The organism is Variovorax sp. BGA-UO-ETr-C22, from assembly GCF_059567965.1.
Genome location: NZ_JCAQPA010000007.1, coordinates 199327 through 221725 on the forward strand (window position 1 = coordinate 199327; position 22399 = coordinate 221725).

At 66.5% G+C, this 22399-nt stretch carries 8 protein-coding genes; 6 read left to right on the forward strand and 2 right to left on the reverse strand.

All coding sequences use genetic code 11. From position 1 onward, the window contains the following. Nucleotides 1-70 precede the first annotated feature (70 nt). The 6 genes from yjgA (at nt 71) to AC57B8_RS04930 (ending at nt 18158) form a co-directional block, all read left to right on the forward strand. Nucleotides 71-730 carry a ribosome biogenesis factor YjgA gene (gene yjgA / locus AC57B8_RS04905; RefSeq protein ID WP_062476481.1) on the forward strand — a complete coding sequence of 220 codons (660 nt, stop codon included), beginning with the start codon at nt 71-73 and terminating at the stop codon, nt 728-730. Continuing rightward, a complete protein-coding gene (gene mog, locus AC57B8_RS04910; RefSeq protein ID WP_496478841.1) occupies nt 727-1323 on the forward strand; it encodes a molybdopterin adenylyltransferase in 597 nt (198 codons plus the stop codon). The genes yjgA and mog overlap by 4 nt, the downstream gene beginning before the upstream one ends. A gap of 255 nt (nt 1324-1578) precedes the next feature. Continuing rightward, complete coding sequence (locus tag AC57B8_RS04915) at nt 1579-4596, forward strand: Ig-like domain-containing protein (RefSeq protein WP_496478842.1); 3018 nt, start codon at nt 1579-1581, stop codon at nt 4594-4596. 296 nt (nt 4597-4892) lie between these two features. After that, on the forward strand, nt 4893-9980 hold the full coding sequence (locus tag AC57B8_RS04920; RefSeq protein WP_496478843.1) for an Ig-like domain-containing protein: 5088 nt from the start codon (nt 4893-4895) through the stop codon (nt 9978-9980). Nucleotides 9981-10273: 293 nt separating this feature from the next. After that, nucleotides 10274-15427 (forward strand): Ig-like domain-containing protein, encoded by a 5154-nt coding sequence (locus AC57B8_RS04925; protein ID WP_496478844.1) that lies wholly within the window; start codon nt 10274-10276, stop codon nt 15425-15427. A 319-nt stretch (nt 15428-15746) separates the two neighbouring features. Beyond that, nucleotides 15747-18158: an Ig-like domain-containing protein gene (locus AC57B8_RS04930; protein ID WP_496478845.1), complete on the forward strand. Its 2412-nt coding sequence runs from the start codon at nt 15747-15749 to the stop codon at nt 18156-18158. Between the two features lie 98 nt (nt 18159-18256). Here AC57B8_RS04930 and AC57B8_RS04935 read toward each other — a convergent pair whose 3' ends face one another. Next, entirely contained in the window at nt 18257-19183 is a 927-nt protein-coding gene (locus AC57B8_RS04935) for a cation diffusion facilitator family transporter (RefSeq protein WP_496478846.1), read from the reverse strand. Further along, entirely contained in the window at nt 19173-22391 is a 3219-nt protein-coding gene (locus tag AC57B8_RS04940; protein ID WP_496478847.1) for a CusA/CzcA family heavy metal efflux RND transporter, read from the reverse strand. The genes AC57B8_RS04935 and AC57B8_RS04940 overlap by 11 nt, the downstream gene beginning before the upstream one ends. Nucleotides 22392-22399 lie beyond the last annotated feature (8 nt).

A 22399-nucleotide genomic window follows, 5' to 3' on the forward strand; every position in this document is an offset into this window, starting at 1 on the left:
TTTCACGTTTTCCCTTCCGCGCCCCCTGTGCGCGTTGCAGCGCCGCACGGCGCGGCCCAGAATCCACCCCATGTCCCGCAAACCCAAAAAAGGCTATTTCGTCCGTGGCCACTTCGTTGCCGAAGGCAGCGAACTCGACCTGGAGCTCAAGCGCGAGCTCAAGGGCGGCACCGACGAAGCCAGCCGCACCGAACTCAAGCGCGAGAGCGCCGAACTGCAGAAACTGGGCGAAGAATTGCTCACCCTGCGCGCCGGCCTGTTCGACGCCCTCCCGCTGAGCGAGAAACTGGTCGATGCCATCGCCGAGGCGAAACGCATCACCAATTTCGAGGGCAAGCGCCGCCAGATGCAGTTCATCGGCAAGCTCATGCGCGCCCTCGACCCCGAGGTGCTCGAGGCCGTGAAGCAGGCGCTGACCGAGCAGAACACCGTGCCGGCCGCCGAAGCCGCCGCGCTGCACGAGGCCGAGCGCTGGCGCGAACGTCTCATCGCCGACGACGACGCCCTCGGCGGCTGGATCGAAACCCACCCCGCCACCGACTCGCAGCAGCTGCGCGCCCTCGTGCGCCAGGCCCGCAAGGACCTGAAGTCCGGTCCCGCCGGCGAAGCGCCGCGCCAGGGCAAGGCCTACCGCGAGATCTTCCAGCTCGTGCGCGCGCAACTCGCGGTGCATGGCGGCGACGATCACGCCGAAGCGGCTGCGGCGCAAGACCGGGAAGAAGACGCATGAGCGACGGCGGCTTCGACGCGGTGCGCATCGGCATCGTCTCCATCAGCGACCGCGCCTCCAGCGGCACCTACGAGGACAAGGGCCTGCCCGCGCTCAAGGACTGGCTGGGCCGCGCGCTGAAGAACCCCCTCGAATTCGAAGCCCGCCTGATCCCCGACGAGACTGCGCGCATCAGCGCCACGCTCATCGAGCTGGTCGATGCCGGCTGCTCGCTCGTTCTCACCACCGGCGGCACCGGCCCCGCGCTGCGCGACGTGACGCCCGAGGCCACGCTGGCCGTGGCCCACAAGGAAATGCCCGGCTTCGGCGAACAGATGCGCCAGATCAGCCTGCGCTTCGTGCCGACCGCCATCCTCTCGCGGCAGGTGGCCGTCATCCGCGACCAGAGCCTCGTCATCAACCTGCCGGGCCAGCCCAAGTCGATCGCCGAGACGCTCGAAGGGCTGAAGGACGCCAACGGCACGCAGCTCGTGCCCGGCATCTTCGCCGCCGTGCCCTACTGCATCGACCTCATCGGCGGGCCGTACCTCGAGACCGACGACACGGTCTGCAAGGCCTTCCGGCCCAAGTCGGCCGTTCGCACCGCACGCTGAGGCGCAGGCCCCACGGGCCTGCCTGCCGCCGGTTCTCGCGCGGCGGCATTCACCACCGAAGACACATCTTGCTTCGCCGATGCGCGAGGGGCGCGCTCGCGTCCGCATCGCCCGCCCCGGCTTTTATCGGACCCGTCCGATGGTTCCGCCCCCCTGTTCTTCCTAGAGTTCCTGACGCCCGGGCCGCCGGACCGAGCAGCGTGAATTCGCTGCCCGATCCGATCTTTCTTTCCCTTTTCAGAGCATAGGAACTGCATGGCATCCAAAAAGGCAAACGTCTTCATCGACAACAGCCCGAGCATCGATCAGACAGCACGCGCACAGGTCTTCGCACCACAGCCGCCCACCATGGACAGCGTCATCGACGACGCAGGCGACATCATGGGCACCCTCGCCTCCGGCGGCGTCACGGACGACCGCCAGCCCGAGTTCCAGGGCCAGGGCACGCCGGGCGACACCATCCTCATCAGGAACCACGGCGTCGAGATCGGCCAGACCGTCGTGGACGAAGACGGCCAATGGGCCTTCACGCCGTCGACCGACATGAATGAAGGCCACCACGCCATCACCATCGTGGCGCGCGACCCCGCCGGCAACGAGAGCGAACCTTCGGGCCCGTTCAATTTCGAGATCGACGTCACGCCACCCAACGCCAGCAAGCTGTCCATCACCGGCGTCCTCGACACCGCGGGCGGCATCACCGGCAACGTGGCCGCCGGCAAGACCACCGACGACACCCGCCCGCTGCTCACCGGCACGAGCACCGGCCAGCCCGGCCACACCGTCACGGTGATGGTCAGGGACAGCACCGGCACCCATGCGCTGGGTGAAGCCGTCGTCGGCGACAACGGCCAGTGGTCGCTGCAGGTCATGGCGCCACTGGCCGCGGGCCTGAACACCTTCACGCTCGTGGAGAAGGACGCGGCGGGCAACGAGACGGCGCCGACGGGGCGCTACCAGGTGACCATCGACACCAGCAAGCCGACGCCCCCGGTGATCGAGCACGTCTACGACGACGTGGGCGTGCCCCACATGCTGACTCCCGGCGAGGTCACCAACGACGCCCGACCGACCCTGCACGGCACAGCCCAGCCCGGCCATACCGTGACGTTCCACGACGGCACCACCGTCCTGGGCACCACCGAGACCCGCGCCGACGGCACCTGGGCGTTCACGCCCAAAGACAACCTGAGCGAGGGTGCGCACCACATCACCGCCACGGCCACCGGCCCGGTGGGCCAGACCGGCGACGCGAGCAACGGCTGGCACTTCGAGGTCGACACCCTGGCGCCCACGCAGACCAGCACCGTCTCGGGCATCGGCAAGGACAGCGGCATGAACGCCGACGACCACACCACCAACGACGGCAGCGCGGGGCGCCTGATGACGGGCCGCCTGAGCGCATCGCTGGCAGCCGGCGAGACCCTGCAGGTGTCCACCGACGGCGGCCAGACCTGGAAGACCGCCTTCGTGAGCGGCACCGAATGGAGCGCCCAGGACGACCACAGCCATGCGGGCGATTGGACGGTGCAGACGCGCGTCGTGGACCTGGCCGGCAACGTGGGACCGGTGAACTCGCAGGCGGTGACCCTGGACATCGCCACGCCCCACGCGCCCACTGCGGTCGTGCTGGGCAACGGGCAAGTGACCGTGAGCTTCGACAAGGCCGCGGTGTCGCCGGGCGACCGGATTCACCTGCTCAACGGCAAGCAGAACGTGGACTACCTGTTGACGGCGGCAGACATGGCGGCAGGCCAGGCCACCGTTGCGGTGACCGACGTTTCGCTGAACCTGGCCGCGTCGGTGGTCAGCGCAACGGGAGTTCACTCTCCCTACATGGTGATCCGATCGAACACCGAACGGGAAGACTTCGATGCCGGTGAAACCGTCGACCTTGCACCGGGACAAACAGCCGATGCCGGCATGCTGCTCCTGACAAGAAAAGACGCGGCGGCCGACGCTGCTTCGAACAACGGCGTTTTCGACAGCGCCTCACCCGACCATGGGCAGGCATGGCACATCAGCGGCACCACAAACGCTTCACTGAAGGGCAACACCTACAACGCCATCGAATTCGACTGGCGGCACTCCCAAGCCACGCACTCGGTCACCTTCTACGACGCATCGGGCAAGGTCATCTTCGAAGGCACCTTCGGAGAAAGTCACAGCCTTCCGGCCGATGGACACGCGAAATTCATCATGCCCGACGGGCTTTCCTTTGCCTCCTTCGACATCCGCACCGGGCTCGTCGATGGCACCGAAACCGACTGGATCGAGGTCGACAACCTGTCCCTCGCCGTGCTGTACCCGCACCCCGAACTGGTGGACGTCCCCACCCTGCAGGAAATCCAGGCAGGCTCGGACGTCCACTACGGCGGGGCGGGAGACAACGTGTTCCTGGTCCCCGACGTGTCGTACTTCGAAGGCAGCCATGCGAAGGTCATCGGCAACGAGGGACTGGACACCCTCACCCTGACAGGCGCGGACCAGACACTCGACCTGAGCGCGGTCACGGGCAAGCTCAGCGGCGTCGAAGTCATCGACCTCACTGGCACGGGCGACAACACCTTGAAGCTGTCGCTGGCCGACGTGTTGGAGAACGGCGCGGTCGATCAGTTCGTTGCCAACGGCCGCGTGCAGATGCTGGTCAAGGGCGACGCCGGCGACACGGTGACGCTGTCGGACGCGCTGTCCAACGGCACCGCCCCCGGCGACTGGGTGAGGGGCGCCCACGTGACCATCGACGGCGTGGTCTACGAGGAGTACGCGCACTCGGGCTTCGATGCCGCGCTGCTGGTACAGCAGGGCGTGACAGTCGACCTGCAAAACACCTCCGGCACGTTCAGCGATGCCGGACCCGAGGCAACACCACCACTCACCGACAGCGACGAAACACACATCGCCCGGTTCGGTTATGCAGACCGGTTGGAGGACGGCGCGGGTGACGACACCGTCCGCCTCCATGGCGACGGCGACCTCGCGCGCGTCCCTGGCGGCCTGGGCGTCGACACCCTCGTGATGGACGGCAAAGCCATGCTCATCGACCTGTCGGCCCTCGACCTGAAGACGGCGCAGGGCGCGCAGAACCCGGTGTCTCCCGACGGCACGGTGCAGATGCAGGCCACCGGCCCCCACGGCGAGGTCGACCCGCTCGACGGCGGCGGGGTCCACAGCAGCGATGCCACGGTGAGCGACACCGCCGACCACATCTACTCCAACCTCGCCGGCGCCGCGCTGCTGGTCGAGGACAAGGTCCACGTGACGATCCTGTAGCCCCACTCGCCGGCGCACCCCGCGCCGCGTGCAGCCGACAACGCGACAGCCGCCCCGTGCAGCTGTCGCGTTTTTTCATTTCTGCCTGGCAACACATCGCCTTGTGCCCTTCGGCACGACTTTGTTCGCGCTTTCAGCGCCGACTGACTTCTTCGCGTGCCGCTTTCAGATTCGTCCGATGGCCTTGCACAGGGCTTCTTTCTAGAGTGCCCTACCCCACCAGACCCCACGATCGGATTGCGTTCGCTCGCATGCCGATGCGGTCTGGTTTCTTCATTTCAGAGCACAGGAATTCCATGGCCTCCGAGCAGACGAACAGCGTCGCCCTTTCCCAGAACATCGACCTCGCATCGACCTTTGCGCCCCCGCCTCCTCATGTGGGCAGCGCCGCCGACGACGCCGGCGACATCCTGGGCAGCATCGCCCACGGCGGCGTCACCGACGACCGCCAGCCCGAATTTGGCGGCCGGGGCACGCCAGGCGACACCATCGTCATTCGCGACAACGGCACCGAGATCGGCACCACCGAGGTCGACGCCAACGGCAACTGGACCTTCACGCCCTCGACCGACCTGCTCGAAGGCCAGCACGCCATCACCATCGTCACACGCGACAGCAGCGGCAACGAGGGCACGCCTTCGCCCGCGTTCAACTTCGAGATCGACGTCACCCCGCCCGACGCCAGCCGGCTGAACGTCAGCGGCTTCACGGACAACGTGGGCGGGGTCACCGGCAACGTGATCTCGGGCGGCACCACCGATGAAACGCGCCCGCTGCTCAGCGGCATCAGCAACGGCACGCCCGGCCACACCGTCACCGTGATGGTGAAAGACGCCACCGGCACCCATGAGCTGGGCCTGGCCACGATCGGCGAAAACGGCCAGTGGACCTTCCAGGTCGAGGCCCCGCTGGCCGCGGGCCTGAACACCTTCATGCTCGTGGAGCGCGATGCCGCCGGCAACGAAACGATGCCGACCGGGCGCTACAAGGTGACCGTCAATACCGACAAGCCGAACGCGCCTGTCATCGACAGCGTGTTCGACGACGTGGGCGAGCCGCACATGCTGCAGCAAGGTGAAGCCACCAATGACGCCCGGCCGATGCTGGCGGGCACGGCGCAGGCCAACCACACCGTCAAGTTCTACGACGGTTCTACCTACCTGGGCCAGGCCGTCGCCGACGCTTCGGGCAACTGGAGCTTCACGCCCACGGTCGGTCTGACCGATGGCACGCACGGCATCACCGCCACGTCCACCAGCCCCAAGGGCCAGACCAGCGGCGCGAGCAACACCTGGAATTTCGTGGTGGACACCGTTGCCCCCAAGACGCCGATCAAGCTTCTCGCCGACGGTGCCAATGTGGATGTGTACTTCGACGCCACCGACGCGAAGGCCGGTGACACGGTGCGCGTGTTCTTCGGCGACAGGCAGGTCGATCACGTGCTGACCGGGGCCGACATCGCCGCCGGCAAGGTTTCCCTGGCCGACGCAGGGCAGCCATCGAAAGCCGTGATCATCGATCCCGCAGGCAACGTCTCGCCGGCACGCACGCCGACCGCCGGCGCGACCATCGACAAGGTGTACGACGACCAGGGCAGCATCACGGGCGACCTGCTTCCGGGCGCCGTGACGGACGACAACCAGCCCGACATCAGCGGCACGTCCGAGGCCAACAGCACCGTCCTCATCAAGGACCACGGCGTGGTGATCGGCCAGACGCAGGCTGACGCATCGGGCCACTGGACGTTCAAGTCACCGATGCTTCTGGCGGACGGTGCTCACAGCCTGACCGCCACCGCCGTGGGCAAGGATGGCATTGCCGGCGCGCCTTCCGAAGCGTTCGATTTCACGGTGGACGCCAAGGCGCCGCTTGCACCGTCCATCGACAGTGTCTTCGACAACGAGGGCCCGGACCACGGCACCGTGGTTTCTGGCAGCGTCACCGACGATGCCACGCCTGCGATCAGCGGCAAGGCCGAACCGAACAGCACGGTCGTCGTCTATGGCAATGGCGTGGAACTGGGCCGTGCCCCGGTCGACGGCGCAGGCCGTTGGACCTTCGAGCCCAATCCGCCGCTGGAAAACGGCGCTTACAAGCTGACCGCGAAGGCCGTCGATGCAGCGGGCAACATCAGCGTACCGTCCAATGACTTCAACCTCGTGCTGGACAAGGACCTGAGCACGGGCGACGACCATCCGCGCGAGTTGCTTGAAGGCGGTGGAAACTCCAACGCCACCCTGCTGATTGATACGTCGCCCAGCATGAGTGGCGCACCGCTCGCATCGGTCCAGCAGACCCTGAAGGATCTGGCAACGGCCTACCTCGAAGTCGGGGAGTCTGTGACTCTGACGCTTCTGAGCATGACTTCGAACATACCAGTGAAGTACACCTTCGCCAGCGCAACCGATGCCGACTATTTGAAGTACATCGCTGCAGTGAACGCGCTGGGACCCAACGGCGGCATTGCTTACGAAACAACCGTACTGGCAGCCATGAACAGCATAAAGGCCGACCATCTTGCGGGAAAAGGGCCGAGCCAGGTTTTCATCTTGGGCGACGCAGAAAACTTGCTATCGCAAGCGACAGCCGACAAGTGGAAAGCCATGCTGAAAGACCCCGATGGTGATGGAAATCCGTTAGAGATGCCCATCGTCTCGACACCGATCTCATTCATCCCGCTGGACCACCCCTACGCCTACTCGTTCGAGTGGCTGGCCAGCGACAAGGCGATCGGCATGCCGACGCCCGAGATGCTGCCGGAAATTCTGCTGGGCTCCGCAGTTGCAGACACCATTTCCGGAAACCTGCTGGGCAACGACGTGAAGATCACGGTGGACGGCAAGGAACGCCTGAGCCAGATCACGTTCGAGGGCGGGGTGTTTCGCGTCACCAGCGACAACAAGCTGGTCGTGGAAAACGCCAGTGGCAAGGTCATTTCCGCGGCCTACGACGCCAGCAGCGGCCTGCTGACCGTCGCCACCGCCAACGGCTGGCTGAAGGTCTACATGCAGAACTCCACCGGTCACAAGGCCGGGGACTATTCGTACGCGGCCAAGTTCGCCACTCTCTACAACCTGGAAAGCTCGGTGAAAGAGATCTACGGCTACACCGTGGTCGACAGCAAGGAGGCCTCGCAAACGTCCAAGCTGCACATCAGCATCCAGCAGCCTTCTGCGAGCGAGCTGTTGAAGATCTCGAGCCTGGGCAAGGACACGGGCGTCGCGGGTGACTTGGCCACGGCCGACGGCAGCGCCGGGCGTGCGATCACCGGCACGCTGTCGATGCCTCTGGCTTCGGGCCTCAAGGTCCAGGTGTCCATCGACGGCGGCAAGACCTGGCAAGACGCCGTGGTCAACGGAAAGAATTGGGCCTTCGTGGACCTTTCGGCACACACCAGCGACTGGGCGTACCAGGTGCGCGTCAGCGACGGGGTCAAGCATGGGGCAGACGTGTTGTCCCGGGAAGTCACTCTGGTTGATGTGCCAGGAGCACCGGCCATCATGCGCATTCCGGACGCCGAAGGCTTCTACACCTACACCAAGGCATCCGACGGCTCGCAGGTGCTGCTGTCGCTCGCCGGCACGGGCGCCAAGGCCGGCGACACGGTGCACATCCAGTGGGGCTCGACCACCTACGACCAGGTGCTGACACAGCTGGACATCAACAGCGGCATCGCCACCGTCAACGTGCCTTCGACCGCGACCTACTCGTACCAGGGCTATGCCAAGGACTTCGCGGTCACCGCGCAGATCATCAGCAAGAACGGCGCGCTGGGCGCGGTGTCCAAGCCCTACGAGGTGGTGGTCACGGCCGCACTGACGGGGTCGAGCGACACCCTGCATAAGACACCGGTGGGCGACGTGTACACCGGCACCGGCTTCAAGGTCACGACCACCGGCAGCCTGAGCTACAAGGCTGCGACGACGACCACACTGGCCGGCCTCACGCTGAACGACGCCACGCAGGCCAACGCCCTGTTCACCCTGGACAAGCCGGCCAACTACTTCACGCTGCGCCTGACCGGCATCGACAACGCCATGGGTGCCCAGATCCAGGTGTTCGACGTGAAGGGCAACCTCATCCACACCGAGAACTTCATCGGTGGCACCGATGCGCGCCATACCAAGGTGTTCACCTACACCTCGGCCGAACTGGTGGACATCGGCTCGTTCAAGGTGATCTCGCTGAGCACGAGCGTGACGCTGGACGCGTTCAGCCAGCAGGTGGTGAACCACGTGGCGGAAACGCGCGACCCGAACCTGATCGAGTACGCCCCCGAGACCTTCTACGGCGGCACTGAAGATGACGTGGTGTCGCTGTCGGTCAGCGCGACGACCTACTTCAACCAGGCCACGGCGGGTATCCATGGCGGCAGCGGCATCGACACCCTGAAGCTCGAGGGCTACGCGCACGTGCTCGACCTGACCAAGGTGGGGAGCAAGCTCAGTTCCATGGAGGTCATCGACATCACGGGCAGCCACTACAACACGCTGACCCTGTCGCTGGCCGAGGTGCTGAACAACGGTGGGGTCGACCTGTTCTACCAGGGCGACAAGAGCCGCGTGCAGATGATGGTCAAGGGCAATGCCGGCGACACCGTGAACCTGAGCGACCTGCTGGCCGGCGGCATTGACCAGGGTGACTGGGTCAAGAAGAGCAGCGTTACGGTGCAGGGCGTGGCGTACGACAGCTACCAGCACTCGTCGCTCGCCGCCGAGCTTCTGGTGCAGCAAGGCGTGACCGTCAAGGTCACCAACTCGACGCTGGTCGGTGCGGTCGGCACCTTCGAAGCACCGTCGGATGCCATGCCGGACGCCCTCCCCGATGACGAAGTGCTGAGCCACTCGACCCAGGGCTACACCCATGGCGACGACACGCTCATCGCCAAGCTCGGCTTCGCTGATCGCCTGAGCGGCGGCACCGGCAACGACACCTTCACCCACGTCGGCACCCGCGACGTGGTCCATGGTGGTGCAGGCGACGACACGATCCGCATCAACAGCGGCGACTTCGAACGCGTCGAAGGCGGCCTGGGCATCGACACCCTGGTCATGGACGGCAAGGCCATGCACATCGACCTGACCGCCTTCGGCTTGAAGATCCAGGGCTTCGAGAAGTTCGACCTGGGCGCGGGCGGCAACACGCTGGCGCTGCACGCCAGCGACGTGCTGGCCGGCGGCATGCGCGACATGGTCACGGCCGACGGCAAGGTGCAGATGCTGGTCAACGGCGCCAATGGCGATGTGAACCTGCTCGGCGGCAACGACAGCTGGACCCAAGGCGGCAACACCACGGTGGGCGACGTGACGTACAGCGTCTACACCAACCTCGCCGGCACCGCCGAGCTGCTGGTCGAAGACAAGGTCCACGTGACCATCCTCTAAGCCTGCAGACAGGCCACGCGGCGCCCCATCGGCGCCGCCCTCGACGCGACAGCCGCCCCGTGCGACTGTCGCGTTTTTTCTTTCCTGCCAGCAGCCCCGTTCGCCCTTGTGCCTTCGCCCGCGACTTTGTTCGCGCTTCGGCGCCGGCCTATGCCTTCGTGCCTGTCTTTCAGACTCGTCCCATGGCCTTGCCCGCTGCGTCTCCCTAGAGTGCCCGCTCCCCCAGACCGTGATCGAAGCGCGCGCATGAGCACGCCGATCCGGTCGGCTCCCTTTGAGAACACAGGAACTGCATGGCCTCCCCGAGAACAAACGTCGCCCTCGACGACAACAACAAGAACATGGACCGCACGGTGCGTGCAGACGGATGGACCACCGCCTCGTCGCCGATGCCCGCTGACGAACGCGCACCATTCGAAGCCGACACCGGCCGCAGCGCGCCGACCCGTCCCGTGATCGACGGCGCCCTCGACAACGCCGGCGACATCCAGGACCCGATTGCCCACGGCGGCGTCACCGACGACCGTCAGCCCGACTTCCACGGCCAGGGCACGCCGGGCGACACCATCCTCATCCGCGACCACGGTGTGCTGATCGGCACCACCGAAGTCGCCGAGAACGGCCAGTGGGAGTTCACGCCATCGACCGACCTGCTCGAGGGCCTGCACGCCATCACGGTCGTTGCACGCAACGCGGCCGGCGAAGAGAGCGAGCCCTCCGCCGCGTTCAACTTCGAGATCGACGTGACCCCGCCCGACGCCAGCCAGCTGGCCATCACCGGCGTCGCGGACGCCGTGGGCAGCGTCACCGGCAACGTGGCCTCGGGCGGCACCACCGACGACGCCAGCCCGGTGATCAGCGGCGCCAGCTCCGGCGTGCCCGGCCACGTCGTCATCGTGATGGTGAAGGACGCCAGCGGCGAGCGCGAATTGGGCCACGCCACCATCGGCGAAGGCGGCCGCTGGACGCTGCAGGTCGATCCGCCGCTGGCCGCGGGCCTGAACGTGATCCGGGTCTACGAGAAGGACGCCGCGGGCAACGAGACCGCACTCACGGCGCCGTACCGCGTGACGGTCAACACCGACGCGCCCTCGCCGCCCGTGATCGAGAGCGTGTACGACGACGTGGGCACGCCGCACCTGCTCCAGCAAGGCGAAGTGACCGACGACGCCCGGCCGGCCCTGGCCGGCACGGCGCAGGCGAACCACACCGTCAGGCTCTACGACGGCGCGACCTTCCTGGGCGAAGTGGTGGCCGACGCCAACGGCCGCTGGACGTTCACGCCCACGGCCGCGCTGCCCGACGGGCCGCGCCACATCACCGCCACGTCCACCAGCCCGCTGGGCCAGACCAGCGACGCCAGCAACGCCTGGGACTTCGTGGTCGACACCACGGCGCCGCAGGCGCCGGTCATCGTGGCGGTGGCCGACGACGTGGGCAGCATCGTCACCCCGAACATGGCCGACGGCGCGACCACCGACGACACGCGCCCCGGCTTCACCGGCACGGCCGAGGCCAATAGCACCGTCGTCGTGTACGACGACGGCGTGGAGATCGGCCGCGTGCCGGCCGACGCCTCGGGCCACTGGACGTTCACGCCGGCCACCTCGCTGAGCGAAGGCCCGCACCGCATCACGGTGGCCGCCATCGACCGGGCGGGCAACACCAGCGCACCGTCCGACCCGTTCGGCTTCACCGTGGACACGACGGCGCCGACGCAGACCGCCACGCTCACCGCCCTCGGCAAGGACAGCGGCACGAGCGACAGCGACTTCCTCACCAACGACGGCAGCGCGGGCCGCCTGATGCGCGGCAACCTGTCGGCGCCCCTGGGCGCGGGCGAGACCCTGCAGGTGTCGACCGACGGCGGCACCACCTGGAAGCCGGCCATCGTCACCGGCGACAAGTGGAGCGCGCAGGACGACCACAGCCACGCCGGCGGCTGGACGGTGCAGACACGTGTCGTCGATGCCGCAGGCAACGCAGGCCCCGTGAACTCGCACACCGTGGCCCTGGACACCACCGCACCTGCCGCACCGACCTCGATGACGATCAACGGCTCGCAGGCGACCGTGGCGTTCGACAAGACCAACGCGGAAGTCGGTGGCCGCATCACCCTGACCCAAGGCGACAAGCGCTACGACCATGTGCTGACGGCCGCGGACGTGGCGGCCGGTCGCGTCGTCATCAACGCGCCCTTCGCGCTGGGCAGCCAGACCACCGCCGGCCTCGTGGACAAGGCCGGCAACGTGTCGGCCGAGTCACTGCGGGAGTCGGTGTACCTGGAGAACTTCAACGCCGTCACCGGCGCGATCAACCTGCCGACGGGCGCCTCCTACAAGCTCGGCAGCCTGACCTTCTACAGCCTGTCGTCCAGCGGCGGCTCGGTCAACGGCATGACCTACCCGCAGGGCCTGTATTCCAGCTACTACACCCCCTACATGCACCAGAAGCCGTACTCGAACGCGCTCTGGGTCGCAGGCAGCATTCGCGTGTCACTCGACGGCGGCCTGGTGGGCGACAAGCTCAGCTTCTACATCGGCGACAACAACAACTACGCCACCATCCGGCTGTACGCCAAGGACGGCAGCCTGCTGCACAGCGCCAGCATGGCGCCCCTGAACGGCACCATCAACATCGATGTCGCGTCGACCGGCAAGTCGTTCTCCAGGTTCGAGATCGTCACCTACTACAACGCGGGTCAGCGCGGCAACGACCAGCTGTGGATCGACAACATCCAGATCTCCAGCAGCAGCAAGGTCGCCACGACGGGCGTGTTCACGCTCACGGCCGACAGCGCGGCGGTGCTGCATGGCGATGCGGGCAACAACGTCTTCCAGGTGGGCGCCGTGGCCGACTTCAGCGATTCGGGCATTGCCGGCAACGGCGGGCTCGACACCCTGAAGCTGACCGGCGCCAACCAGGTGCTCGACCTCGTCGCGCTCGGCGCGAAGCTCAGCTCGGTCGAGGTCGTCGACCTCACCGGCACGGGCAACAACACGCTCAACCTGTCGCTCGCCAACGTGATGGAGAACGGCACGGTCGACCAGTTCGTGGCCAACGGCCGCGTGCAGATGCTGGTCAAGGGCAATGCCGGCGACGCGGTCGCGCTGAGCGGCCTGCTGCCCGACGGCACCTTCCCGGGCGACTGGGCCGAGAACGGCACCGTCACGCTCGACGGCGTGGTCTACACCGTGTACGCGCACTCGGGCTTCGGCGCCGACCTGCTGGTGCAGCAGGGCGTGACGGTCACGCTGGGCGTGGGCACGACGCTCACCATCGACAGCCTGGGCAAGGACAGCGGCGCCACCACCGACTTCGTGACCGCCGACGGCAGCGCGGGCCGCGTGCTCACCGGCAGCCTCAGCGGCGCCCTGCCCTCCGGCCTGAAGGTCCAGGTGTCGGTCGATGGCGGCCAGACCTGGCACGACGCCGTGGTCAACGGCAAGGCCTGGGCCTTCGTGGACACCCAGGCACACGGCGGCGACTGGCGCGTGCAGGCCCGCGTGAGCGACGGCCAGGGCCACAGCAGCCCGGTGGTCGAGCGCGAGGTCACGCTGCTCGACGCGCCCGGGGCCCCCGTCATCACGCGCATTGCGGAGGCCGAAGGCATCTACACCACGACGAAGGCGCAAGACGGTTCGCTGGTGAACGTGTCGCTCGCCGGCACCGGCGCCCAGGCCGGCGACAAGGTGCATGTGCAGTGGGGCATGAGCACCTACGACCAGGTGCTGACGCAGGCCGACATCACCAACGGCACCGCCACCCTCAAGGTGCCGGCGACCGTGACCTACTCGTACCAGGGCGCGGCCAAGGACTTCGCGGTCACCGTGCAGATCATCTGCAAGGACGGCGCGCTGGGCGCTGTGTCCAAACCTTACGACGTGGTGGGCACGGCCGCGCTGACCATGGTGGGCGACACCCTGCAGAAGGCACCGGTGGACGACGTGTACGCGGGCACCGGCTTCAAGGTCACGACCACCGGCACGCTGGCCAAGACAGTCGTGAACACGAAGGCACTGGCCGGCCTCACGCTGAACGACACCACGCAGGCCAACGCGCTGTTCACCCTGGACAAGCCGGCGAACTACTTCACGCTGCGCCTGACCGGCATCGACAACGCCACGGGTGCGCAGATCCAGGTGTTCGACGTGAAGGGCAACCTGATCCACACCGAGAACTTCATCGGCGGCACCGACGCCCGTCACACCAAGGTGTTCGCCTACACCTCGGCGGCACTGGTCGACATCGGCTCGTTCCAGGTCACGGCGCTCAGCCCGAGCGTGACGCTCGACGCGTTCAGCCAGCGCGTGGTGAACCACGTGGCGGAAACGCGCGACCCGAACCTGATCGAGTACGCACCCGAGACCTTCTACGGCAGCGCGGGAGATGACGTGGTGTCGCTGTCGGTCAGCGCGACGACCTACTTCAACCAGGCCACGGCGGGTATCCATGGCGGCAGCGGCATCGACACGCTCAAGCTCATGGGCTACGCACACGTGCTCGACCTGACCAAGGTGGGGAACAAGCTCAGTTCCATCGAGGTCATCGACATCACGGGCACCAACTACAACACGCTGACCCTGTCGCTGGCCGAGGTGCTGAACAACGGCGGCGTCGACCTGTTCTACCAGGGCGACAAGAGCCGCGTGCAGATGATGGTCAAGGGCAATGCCGGCGACATCGTGAACCTGAGCGACCTGCTGCCCAACAAGAACGACCAGGGCGACTGGATCAAGAAGGGCAGCGTCACCGTGCAGGGCGTGGCGTACGACGTGTACCAGTTCTCCACGCTCGCCGCCGAGCTGCTGGTGCAGCAAGGCGTGACCGTCAAGCTCAGCAACGTCGCGCTCAAGGCCTTCAGCCTCGACCTCGCATCGGACGGTGCGCTCGATCACGCAACGCAGGCCTGGACCCAAGGCGACGACACGCTCATCGCCAGGCTCGGCTTTGCCGACCGCCTCGAAGGTGGTGCCGGCAACGACACCTTCACGAAGGTCGGCACGGGCGACGTGGCTCATGGTGGCGCGGGCGACGACGTCATCCACGTGCTCAGCGGCGACTTCGAGCGCGTCGACGGCGGCCTGGGCATCGACACCCTCGTCATGGACGGCACCGCCATGCGCATCGACCTGGCCGCCTTCGGCCTGAAGCTGCAAGGCTTCGAGAAGTTCGACCTGGGTGCGGGCGGCAACACGCTGGCGCTGCACACCAGCGACGTGCTGGCCGGCGGCATGCGCGACATGGTCACGGCCGACGGCAAGGTGCAGATGCTGGTCAACGGTGTCAACGGTGAGGTCGACCTGCTGGGCGGCAGCGCAGGCGACGACGGCTGGAGCCAGGGCGGCAACGCCACCGTCGACGGCGTGACCTACAGCGTCTATACCAACCTCGCCGGCACCGCCGAGCTGCTGGTCGAAGACAAAGTCCACGTGACCCTCCTGTAAGCCACCCACTCACCGGCGCAACCCGCGCCGATGCAGCCGACAACGCGACAGCCGCCCCCAGCGACTGTCGCGTTTTTTGTTTCTGCTGCGTGGCAGTGGCCCGCGCGGAGCCACCACGCCCGGTTGTGCCTTCCCACACGACTTTGTGCTCGCTTTGAGCTCCGACTTATTCCTTCGAGCTTAGGTTTCGGACTCGTCCGATGGTCCCGCAGGGCCGTTCTTCCTAGAGTGCTCCATTCCCCCAGACCGTTTGATTTGCACTGCGTTCATTTGCGCGCCGATGCGGTCTTTTCTTTCCTTTTCAGAACAGAGAAACTCCATGCCCTCCGAGAAAATTCAGGTCGCCATCGACCACTCGAACACCACCTTCACAGCCCCTCCCGCCATCGTGGGCGGCGCCCTCGACGACGCCGGCGACATCCAGAACCCCATCGCCCCCGGCGGCGTGACCGACGACCGCCAGCCCGGCTTCCACGGCCAGGGCACGCGAGGCGACACCATCGTCATCCGCGACAACGGCACCGAGATCGGCACGACCGAAGTGGCTGAAGACGGCACGTGGACCTTCACGCCGTCGACCGACCTGCTGCAGGGCCTTCATGCCATCACGGTCGCCGCGCTCGACACCAATGGCAACGAGAGCGCGCCCTCGCCCGCGTTCAACTTCGAGATCGACGTCACCCCGCCCGACGCCAGCCGGCTGAACGTCAGCGGCTTCACGGACAACGTGGGCGGGGTCACGGGCAACGTGATCTCGGGCGGCACCACCGATGAAACGCGCCCGCTGCTCAGCGGCATCAGCAACGGCACGCCCGGCCACACCGTCACCGTGATGGTGAAAGACGCCACCGGCACCCATGAGCTGGGCCTGGCCACCATCGGCGAAAACGGCCAGTGGACCTTCCAGGTCGACACCCCGCTGGCTCCTGGCCTGAACACCTTCATGCTCGTGGAGCGCGATGCCGCCGGCAACGAAACGATGCCGACCGGGCGCTACAAGGTGACCGTCAACACCGACAAGCCGAACGCGCCTGTGATCGACAGCGTGTTCGACGATGTGGGTGAGCCCCACATGCTGCAGCAAGGTGAAGCCACCAATGACACCCGGCCGACGCTTGCGGGCACGGCGCAAGCCAATCACATCGTCAAGTTCTACGACGGATCGACCTACCTGGGCCAAGCCGTCGCCGATGAGAACGGCCACTGGCGCTTCACGCCCCAAGCCGACCTGGCCGATGGCGCGTACAACATCACCGCCACCTCCACCAGCCCACTGGGCCAGACCAGCAATGCCAGCAGCGCATGGAACTTCGTGGTAGACACAGTACCACCGCCCACTGTGCCGACGATCACTGGGGTCTACGATGACGTGGGCGCGAGCACAGGCAACGTCGCCAACGGTGGCGGTACCGACGACACTCGCCCGACCCTGAGCGGCATGGGGGAGATCGGCGCCGTGATCACAGTCAAGAGCGGCAGCATCGTGGTCGGTACCGCAACCGTGGGCAGCGACGGCAAGTGGTCGCTGTCACCCTCTAGTGATCTGGCCTTTGGCGAGCACAGTCTCATTGCAACGCAAGCCGACAGCGCTGGGAATGCAAGCACGAACAGCAGCATCTATGCGCTGAGAGTCGGAACTATGGCGGCTCTGACGGAAGGCTTCGAGACCATGGCGACCGGTTTCTCCTTCCAACAAGGTGTGACACTGGCCACACCCAGCGGACTCTTGATCACCAATGTGAAGACAGGGGAAGACTATGCCCCGTACATCATCAAGACGTCCCATCCGCACCTTGTGGATGGAACTCAATCTCTACTTGTGGGCGATGGCTCCATCACTCGATTCGATTTCGCTAATGGCGGAACAGCAGCCGTCCAATATCAGACCCGCGCGGTTCATACCCCAGGGAACACGGCCAAGTACTACGATGCCAGCGGTGCATTGCTGGGCTCAAAGGTATTCCCTGTGTCCGAGCCAGTCGTAGTCCACTCATTTGCCGCTCCAGCCGGGAAAACCATTGCCTACATGATCATCTCTTACCCCGGAGGAGATTGGGACAATGGTTGCACGATAGACAGTATCAGTTGGCAAGGACTTGTTGTCCCGGACTCCAACACGTTTGATACGGCATCTGCTGATGCCCCAGAACAGTCAGCGTTTGTGATTCCAGAGAGAGGGGAGGAATTGGCGCCAGTCGAATCTGTCATTCAAAGCGATGACCTGATCATCGCCAAGCTCGGCTTCGCCGATCGACTCAGCGGCGGCGCCGGCAGCGACACCTTCACCCACGTCGGCACGGGCGACACGGTGCACGGTGGCGCGGGCGACGACACGATCCGCATCAACAGCGGCGACTTCGCGCGCCTCGACGGCGGCCTGGGCATCGACACGCTCGTCATGGACGGCACCGCCATGCACATCGACCTGTCGGCCCTCGGCGCGAAGGTGCAGGGCTTCGAGAAGTTCGACCTGGGCGCAGGCGGCAACACGCTGGCGCTGAGCGCGCAAGACCTGCTGGCCGGTGGCGCACGCGACATGGTCTCGGCCGACGGCAAGGTGCAGATGCTGGTCAACGGCGCCAACGGCGATGTGAACCTGCTCGGCGGCGACGACGGCTGGACCCTGGGCAATGCAGCCACGGTCGGCGGCGTGACCTACAGCGTCTACACCAACCTCGCCGGTACCGCCGAGCTGCTGGTCGAAGACAAGGTCCACGTGACCATCCTCTAAGCCTGCAGGCAGGCCACGCGGCGCCCCATCGGCGCCGCCCCCGACGCGACAGTTGCCCCGTGCGACTGTCGCGTTTTTTGTTGTGCTCTTCCCTTGCGTCAGCCCGCCGTCACCGCAGGCCCGAACCCATGGGTCTCCCCCGCCTGCTCGCACGGCACGCGCTCCACCTGCACGGTCGAGTGGTGGATGTCGAACTTCTCGGCCAGCAGGCCGCGCAGCTGCAGCATCAGCGGCGCCAGGTCGACCATGTCGGGCGTGCACACCACGTGCACGCTCAGGCTCACCTTGCCGCTGGACAGCGCCCACACATGCAGGTCGTGCAGGCCTGCCACGCCCGGCTGCGCCTGCAGCGCGCGCTCGACCTCGGGCAGGTCGACGTCGTCGGGCACGCCTTCGAGCAGCACGTTGAGGCTCTCGCGCAAGAGGCGCCAAGTGCGCGGCAGCACCCACAGGCCGATGGCGACGGCGATCACCGAGTCGACCCAGGCCCAGCCGGTGAAACGGATGACGAGCGCGCCCACGATCACGCCGACGGAGCCGAGCATGTCGGCCCACACCTCCAGGTACGCGCCCTTCACGTTGAGGCTCTCGTCCTTGCCGCTGGCCAGCAGGCGCATGCCGATGAGGTTGACCACCAGGCCGCCGATGGCCACGAGCAGCATCATGGTCGACTGGATCTCGGCCGGCTGCGAGATGCGCCGGTACGCCTCGTAGAGCACGTAGATCGCCACGAAGAACAGCAGCACCGCGTTGACCACGGCCGCCAGGATCTCGAAGCGGTAGTAGCCGAAGGTGCGGCGCTTGTCCGCCGGCCGCTTGCCCAGCCAGATGGCGGCCAGCGAGATGGCCAGCGCCACGGTGTCGGTGGCCATGTGGGCCGCGTCGGACAGCAGCGCCAGGCTGCCCGACACCAGCCCGCCGATCACCTCGGCGACGAGGTAGGTCGAGGTCAGCGCCAGCGCCCAGCGCAGCGCCTTCTCGTTGCCACCAGCAACGGCTGTGGCGTGTGAATGCTCATGGGCCATGGGAACCTTGCAGTGCGGGATCGAGCGGTGCGCCGTGTTGCTGCTCTGCGTTGGCTTCCTGCACCTCGCCTTCATCGCGCCGGTGCGCGATGCGGTACAGCAGCGGCAACACCAGCAGCGTCAGCGCGGTCGACGACAGGATACCGCCGATGACCACGGTGGCCAGCGGGCGCTGCACTTCGGCGCCCGTGCCGGTGGCGATGGCCATGGGCACGAAGCCCAGCGACGCGACCAGCGCCGTCATGAGCACCGGGCGCAGCCGCGTGAGCGCGCCTTCGCGAATGGCTTCGTCCAGCGGCAGGCCGCCTTCGCGCAGGTTGCGGATGAACGAGATCATCACCAGCCCGTTGAGCACGGCCACGCCCGACAGCGCAATGAAGCCCACGGCCGCCGAGATCGACAGCGGAATGCCGCGCATCCACAGCGCGACGATGCCGCCCGTGAGCGCAAACGGAATGCCGGTGAACACCAGCAGGCCGTCCTTCAGGTTGCCGAACATCGCGAACAGCAGCGTGAACACAAGCAGCAGCGACACGGGCACCACCACCTGCAGGCGCTGCGTGGCCGAGGCCAGGTTTTCGTACTGGCCGCCCCACACGGTCCAGTAGCCCGGTGGAATGCGCACGGCGCGCATGGTCTCCTCGGCCTCGGCCACGAAGGAGCCGAGGTCGCGACCGCGCACGTTGGCGCTGACGACGATGCGGCGCTTGCCGTCTTCGCGGCTCACCTGGTTGGGACCGGGTGCGAGGTCGAGCGTGGCCACTTCGCCCAGCGGGATGAAGCTGGTGCGCAGGCCTTCGCCGCCCGCGCCCCCCGCGCCCTTCGGCAGCGCGATCGGCAGGCGGCGAATGGCTTCCAGGTCGGTGCGCAGGGTCTCGGGCAGCCGCACGATGATGTCGAAGCGACGGTCGCCGTCGAACAGCGTGCCGGCTTCGCGCCCGCCCACCGCGGTGGAAATGGCGTCCTGCACATCGCCCACGTTGAGGCCGTAGCGTGCGGTCTTCTGGCGGTCGATGTTCACGGTGAGCATCGGCAGGCCGGTGGTCTGCTCCACCTTCACTTCGGCAGCGCCGGGCACCTTGCCCAGCGCAGCCGACACCTGCGCGGCCGTCTGGTTGAGCACGTCCATGTCGTCGCCGAAGATCTTCACGGCCACGTCGCTGCGCACGCCGGAGATCAGCTCGTTGAAGCGCAGCTGAATCGGCTGCGAGAACTCGTAGTTGTTGCCCGGCAGCTTCTCGACCTCTTCCTGCACGGCGGCCAGCAGCTCGTCGCGCGTGCGCTTCGGCTTGGGCCACTCGCTCTCGGGCTTGAGCATGATGTAGCCGTCGGAGATGTTCGGCGGCATCGGGTCGGATGCGATCTCGGCCGTGCCGGTGCGCGCGAACACGCGCTCGATCTCGGGGAATTTGTCTTTGAGCGTGCGCTCGAGTTGCTTCTGCATTTCGACCGACTGCGTGAGGCTGGTGCCCGGAATCCGCAGCGCCTGGATGGCGAAGTCGCCCTCGCTCAGGCTGGGCACGAACTCGGTGCCCAGGCGCGTGGCCAGCAGGCCCGACAGCACGACCGCCACCACGGCCGTGGTGATGACCAGCGGCTTGGCGTTCATCGCGCGCGCGAGCAGCGGCGCGTAGCCGCGCTTGGCCCACACCATCAAGCGGTTTTCCTTCTCGCTGACCTTGTTGCCGATGAACAGCGCCACGGCGGCCGGGATGAAGGTAATCGACAGAATCATCGCGCCCAGCAGCGCAATCACCACGGTGAAGGCCATCGGGTGGAACAGCTTGCCCTCGACGCCCGTGAGCGCAAAGATCGGCAGGTACACGATCATGATGATGAGCTGGCCGAACAGCAGCGGCCGGCGCGCCTCGTGCGAGGCCGCGAACACTTCATGGAAACGCTCGTTGCGCGTGAGCGCCCTGCCGTGTTTCTCCTGCGCATGCGCGAGGCGCCGCACGCAGTTCTCCACGATCACCACGGCGCCGTCGATGATGATGCCGAAGTCGAGCGCACCCAAACTCATGAGGTTGGCGCTGACCTTCTGGTTCACCATGCCGGTGAAGGTGAAGAGCATCGACAGCGGAATCACCGTCGCGGTGATGATGGCCGCGCGGATGTTGCCCAAAAACAGGAACAGGATGGCCACCACCAGCACCGCGCCTTCGAAGAGGTTCTTCTTCACGGTGGCGATGGCCTTGTCGACCAGCACCGTGCGGTCGTACACCGTCACGGCCTTCACGCCCGCGGGCAGCGTGCGGTTGATCTCCTGCATCTTCTTGTCGACCGCCTGCGAGACGGTGCGGCTGTTCTCGCCGATGAGCATGAACACCGTGCCCAGCACGACCTCGCGGCCGTTGTCGGTGGCGGCGCCGGTGCGCAGCTCCTGCCCGATGCCGACCTCGGCCACATCGGACACGCGCAGCGGAATGCCGCCGGCGTTGCCCAGAATCACGTTGCCGATGTCTTCCACCGACTTCACCTGCCCCGGCGCGCGAATGAGGTACTGCTCGCCGCGCTTCTCGATGTAGCCCGCGCCCACGTTGGCGTTGTTGCGCTCCAGCGCGGTGACCAGGTCGGTCATCGTGAGGCCGTGCGCCAGCAGCTTGGCGGGGTCGGGTGCGATCTGGAACTCCTTGGCGTAGCCGCCGATGGAGTTGATCTCGGTCACGCCCGGTACGTTGCGCAGCTGCGGCTTGATGATCCAGTCTTGAATCTCGCGCAGGTCGGTCGGCGTGTAGGGCTTGCCGTCGGCCTTCTTGGCGCCCTCTTCGGTCTCGACGGTCCACAGGTAGATCTCGCCCAGGCCGGTCGAGATGGGCCCGATCACCGGCGACACGCCGGGCGGCATGCTCTCGCGCGCCGACTGGATGCGCTCGTTCACGAGCTGGCGCGCAAAGTAGATGTCGGTGCCGTCCTTGAAGATCACCGTGACCTGCGACAGGCCGTAGCGCGACAGCGAGCGCGTCTGCTGCAGGCCCGGCAGGCCGGCCATGACGGTCTCGATGGGGTAGGTCACGCGCTGCTCGGCTTCGAGCGGCGAGTAGCCGGGCGCGGACGTGTTGATCTGCACCTGCACGTTGGTGATGTCGGGCACGGCGTCGATGGGCAGCTTCTGGTAGCTGAAGACGCCGAGCGCCGCCATGCCGAGCACGGCCAGCAGGATCAGCCAGCGCTGCTCGATGGAGAAGCGGATGATGCGTTCGAACATGCGGTCGT

Bases quoted from the DNA above. Each gene is read 5' to 3' on its own strand.
- yjgA (WP_062476481.1), top strand. From the start codon at position 71: ATGTCCCGCAAACCCAAAAAAGGCTATTTCGTCCGTGGCCACTTCGTT.
- mog (WP_496478841.1), top strand. From the start codon at position 727: ATGAGCGACGGCGGCTTCGACGCGGTGCGCATCGGCATCGTCTCCATC.
- AC57B8_RS04915 (WP_496478842.1), top strand. From the start codon at position 1,579: ATGGCATCCAAAAAGGCAAACGTCTTCATCGACAACAGCCCGAGCATC.
- AC57B8_RS04920 (WP_496478843.1), top strand. From the start codon at position 4,893: ATGGCCTCCGAGCAGACGAACAGCGTCGCCCTTTCCCAGAACATCGAC.
- AC57B8_RS04925 (WP_496478844.1), top strand. From the start codon at position 10,274: ATGGCCTCCCCGAGAACAAACGTCGCCCTCGACGACAACAACAAGAAC.
- AC57B8_RS04930 (WP_496478845.1), top strand. From the start codon at position 15,747: ATGCCCTCCGAGAAAATTCAGGTCGCCATCGACCACTCGAACACCACC.
- AC57B8_RS04935 (WP_496478846.1), bottom strand. From the start codon at position 19,183: ATGGCCCATGAGCATTCACACGCCACAGCCGTTGCTGGTGGCAACGAG.
- AC57B8_RS04940 (WP_496478847.1), bottom strand. From the start codon at position 22,391: ATGTTCGAACGCATCATCCGCTTCTCCATCGAGCAGCGCTGGCTGATC.